Origin of the sequence: Blastomonas sp. (assembly GCF_041747255.1) — a bacterium.
Lineage (GTDB): Bacteria > Pseudomonadota > Alphaproteobacteria > Sphingomonadales > Sphingomonadaceae > Blastomonas.
Map to the genome: position 1 here is coordinate 1 of NZ_JBGTFM010000259.1, position 4,519 is coordinate 4,519.

The 4,519-nt window shown below is 63.3% G+C and carries 3 protein-coding genes and 1 pseudogene; all 4 read right to left on the reverse strand.

The window, feature by feature from the left end:
- Positions 1–354 (reverse strand): sulfite exporter TauE/SafE family protein (locus ACEW8G_RS08950; RefSeq protein ID WP_373488081.1); only part of this gene is annotated, 354 nt, incomplete at its 3' end.
- Between the two features lie 230 nt (positions 355–584).
- Positions 585–1,028 (reverse strand): annotated as a pseudogene (locus ACEW8G_RS08955) (Rrf2 family transcriptional regulator).
- Positions 1,029–1,092: 64 nt separating this feature from the next.
- On the reverse strand, positions 1,093–3,630 hold the full coding sequence (locus ACEW8G_RS08960) for a penicillin-binding protein 1A (RefSeq protein WP_373488082.1): 2,538 nt from the start codon (positions 3,628–3,630) through the stop codon (positions 1,093–1,095).
- Positions 3,631–3,716: 86 nt separating this feature from the next.
- The coding region (locus ACEW8G_RS08965) for an N-acetylmuramoyl-L-alanine amidase (RefSeq protein WP_373488083.1) at positions 3,717–4,519 on the reverse strand (803 nt) is incomplete at its 5' end.

A 4,519-nucleotide genomic window follows, 5' to 3' on the forward strand; every position in this document is an offset into this window, starting at 1 on the left:
CGCGGCGAGATAGGCCATCACCAGAGGCCGTGCGACATCTGCATCGATGTTCGACAACACATACGCCCCCAGCACCCCGCCTGCGATGCCGGGCAGAACCAACCGGCTGAACAGCTTCCAGTCGATGTTGCGATGCCACGCATGGCTCAGCCCTGATGCGCCGGTGGTGAACACCTCGGCCAAATGCACGCCCGCCGAGGCTTGCGCCGGGGGCACGCCCAGCACCGAGACCAGCAGCGTGCTGGAGATGACACCAAAGGCCATCCCCAGCGCGCCATCGACAATCTGCGCGGCAAAGCCCGCCAGCACAATCGGCCAGATATCAGCGGGATTCAGAAAACTCAGGTCCAGCATGTCTGGTTCCTCTCATGGTGAGGGGCGCTAAGAACGTGAGGAAGGGTTAAGATTAATGGTGTGGGGATCACCCGGCTGTGGGGGGCTTAGCCCGGCATTGTCGCCGGTGTCCGCCACCGAAATCCCCCTGACGAAATCTGGTGCGGACCGGCTGCATGCAGCGTGGCCCGCGTCGTCGGGAATATTATCAACTGAATTGATTGACAAGACAGCTTTGTTAATTGGGGGCATCAATCTGCGCCAGCAGGTTCGAAAGCAGCGACGGGATGAATGGGGTCGGCCAGCGTGATCTGGTCGAGGATCACTGCGGTCTCGTCGCGCACCCTGAGCATCAGCGCGCGCAGGCGGCAATTGTCCTCATCCAGGCAGTTCGTGCACGTTTAATGGGCATAGCGGCTGGCGCACGGCACCAGCGCCAGCGATCCGCTGGTGATGCGCACGATATCACCATAGCGGATGTCGACCGGCGGCAGGCCCAGCATATAGCCGCCGTCCTTGCCGCGCTGCGAATGGACGAGGCCTGCGCGCGCCATTTCCGACAGGATGACGGTCAGGAACTTGGGCGGAAGGTTCTGGGCAGCGGCGATGTCTTCAAGGTGCACCAGACCGTTGCCGTATTCATCGGCAAGGTGTTGCAGCGCGCGGATGGTGTAGCGGACTTTTTGGCTGAGCATCGGCCATGCCTAGGCTGCAACCCGCGTTAATTCAACCCGATAGGTTGAAAGCGCGAAACATCGCTCAATAAATCCCGCCCTGCTGCTGCAAAAAGTCATTGTCGTTGCGCGGACGCGCGGCGGGGCCGGCGGCGCGCGGAGCAGCCTTGACCACGGCCATCTCTTCCTGACGAATCGATCTGCGCGGTTCGGTTTCGGGCTTGAACGCCTCCCAGATCACCGCTGCTTTGGCCTCGTCACCCGGCCATGCACCATAAACGCGGCGACCCGAGCGGCGGTCGATGCGCACCATGCGCGTGCCCGCAGGCGCGCGGAACTCGGTGATCGGCATGGATGGCAGGATCTCCTTGGCGAACTGCTTGAAGATCGGCGCGGCAAGCCGTCCGCCCTGCGCATAACCGCCCATGCTGCGCGGCTGGTCAAAGCCCAGATAGACGCCCGCGACCATATCGGGGGTGCCGCCGACAAACCACACGTTGGTCGGGCCGCTTGACGTGCCGGTCTTGCCGAACATCGGGCGTTTGAGGTCAGCCAGATTGACTGCGGTGCCGCGCGTGATCACGCCTTCGAGCATATGCACCACCTGATAGGCGGTGATCGGGTCCACCAGCTGGCGCCCGCGCTGCGCGATGCGCGGCATCGGCTTGCCATCCCATTTGGCCATGTTGCAGCCTTCGCAGCTGCGCGTATCGGTGCGGAAAATAACCTTGCCGCTGCGGTTCTGGACATAATCGATCACCGTGGGCTTAAGCTCGCGGCCATGGTTGACCAGCATCGAATAGGCGTTGGTCAGCTTCATCACCGTGGTGTCGCCCGCACCCAGCGCGATCGAGAGATACGGCTTGTAGTCACCGATGCCGACGGTTTTGATGGTCTTGACGACATTGAGCATTCCGGCGTCGTTGGCGGCGCGCACCGTCATCAGGTTGCGCGACTGTTCGAGCCCCCAGCGCATCGTCTGCGGCCCCGCCCCTGCCGACCCGCCAAAGTTCCGGAAGCATTTATTGCCCAGACTCGCCGACTGATAGACGCAGAACGTGCCGTCGACGATTTGCGTGGCGGGCGTCATGCCGTTGTCGAGCGCGGTGGCATAGACGAACGGCTTGATCGTCGATCCCGGCTGGCGGTCGGCCTGGGTGGCGCGGTTAAACGGACTGATCTGCGAATCAAACCCGCCCTGCATTGCGTAAACCCGGCCTGAACGCGGATTCTGCACGACCATGCCGCCCGAAATTTCGGGCACGTTGCGCAAGGTGTAATTGTCACCTGCGGCAGGCGCGACCGCGATGATGTCGCCTGGCTTCATGGCATCGAAGGCGTTCTGGCCGGTGCCACGGCGCGGCATCGTGGCGGAAGAGCGCGGCAAGGTCGCGGTATCACCGTTGGCAAATCCGATGTTGGCGGTGCCGCCCGCCTTGCTGATGACCACCGCGACCCGCCAGTTCTCGTAATCGATATTGATATAGGTCGATGCCAGGCGTGAGGCCCATTTGTCATCCATCTCGATGGTCGCCAGCGGCCCGCTCCAGCCGCTGCCCCGGTCATAGCGCTGCAAAGCTTCGCGCAGCGCCGTGGTGGTGGCGCGCTGCATATCGGGATTCAGCGAGGTGCGCACCCACAGGCCGCCTGCATAGACGCTGTTCTTGCCGTCCTCGGCCGACTCGCCGTATTTTTCGACGAGCTGGCGGCGCACCTCCTCGATGAAATAACCGCCAATCTTGTCAAAACTGTCGCCGGTGCGGGTGATCGTGCCCAATGGCTGCGCCCGCGCTGCGGCGAGCTGCTGCTCGTTGATCCAGCCGTTGGACTCCATCGCCGCCAGCGCCCAGTTGCGCCGCCCCAGCGCGCGGCCCATGTTGTTTTCGGGCCGGTAATTGCCTGGCGCCTTGGGCAGGATCGCGAGATATGCGGCCTCGTGCAGGTCGAGATCGCCAACGTCCTTGGCAAAATAGGCGCGCGACGCCGCCTGCACGCCATAAGCGTTGCGGCCGAGATAAATCTGGTTGAGATAAAGCTCGAGGATTTCCTGCTTGGTCAGCACATCCTCGATCCGGTAAGCGAGGATTGCCTCGCGGATCTTGCGGGTCACCGAATATTCATCGCCCAGCAGCAGGTTCTTGGCGACCTGCTGGGTGATCGTTGACCCGCCGCGCGCGCGCTGGCCCGATCCGATCTTGGTGACATAATCGAAGATCGCCGCTGCGAGCCCCGGATAATCCAGCCCGTTGTGCGAAAAGAAGTTCTTGTCCTCCGCTGCCAAAAAGGCGCGGATCAGGACGGGCGGATAATCCTTGTACTGCAGCTGCACGCGGCGCTCGCGGGCATAGCTGTTGACGATCGCCCCGTCGGCTGCGCGCACCATCGTCGGCAGATCAGGCTCGTAATCGATCAGCGTTTCGGCAGAGGGCAGATCGCGCGCGAAAATCGCCCAGATCAGCACCACGCCCAGCAGCGCCGCCAGCAGCAGATAGCTCGCCCAGCGCACCCAGCGCTGGCTCCACAACGGGCGCACGCGCTCGCGCAGGTCGTGCAGCCTGGCGCGCATGCCGCCTTCGTTGCGGGTCAAACTATAGGTGGCATCGCCATTCGCAGCCTCGGTCATGCGCGGGCAATTAGCACAGCCCCAAAGCCAAAAGCCAGTGGCGATTGCCGGGGCTTGGCACCGTCCGCAGAAATCCGCTCAATGAGTTACCGCGACGCCAGCTTGCGCGCAAAGAACACGGTGATCGCCTCGCTGACCGATTCGGCGATGCGCTTCTGATAGGCGGCAGACTTGAGCAGGCCGACATCGTCCTTGTTGCTGACATAGCCGGTTTCAAGCAGCACCGACGGCACATCGGGGGCTTTGAGCACCACCAGCGAGGCAAAGCGGTGGGATTCGGTGCGGAAGTTCATCTTGTCATTGCCCTCGCGCCGCAACAGCCGGGCAAAGTCCGCCGACAGGTTCATGGTTTCGCGCTGGGTGAGGTCGATCAGGATTGACGAGACATCGGACGGAGCGTCCGCAAGGTTGACGCCGTTGAGGATGTCCGCCTTGTTTTCGCGCGCGGCCAGTCGTGCCGCCTCGCGGTCCGATGCAACCTCGGACAGTGTATAGATGGTCGCGCCGCGTGCCTCCTGCGATGGCGCAGCGTCGGCGTGGACCGAAATGAACAGGTCAGCGCCCAGCCGCCGGGCGATGCCATAGCGTTCCTCAAGCACCAGAAAGCGATCTGTATCGCGGGTCAGCGCCACGCGCACCCGCCCGGTCTTGAGCAGTTCGTCGCGGATCGCGCGCGCGACCTTTAGCGTCACTTCGCTTTCATAGGTGCCGTCATGCGGACTGATCGCGCCCGGGTCATGGCCGCCGTGCCCGGCATCGATCACCACCAGCGGTCGGCTGCTATCTTGCGGCCCTTCGATCTTCGGCAAGGGTGCGCCCCTGGTCGGCGGCGGCAACGCGATGCGCACACTATGACGCCGCTCGGGCGGCTTGGCGCGGAAGGCGGCGG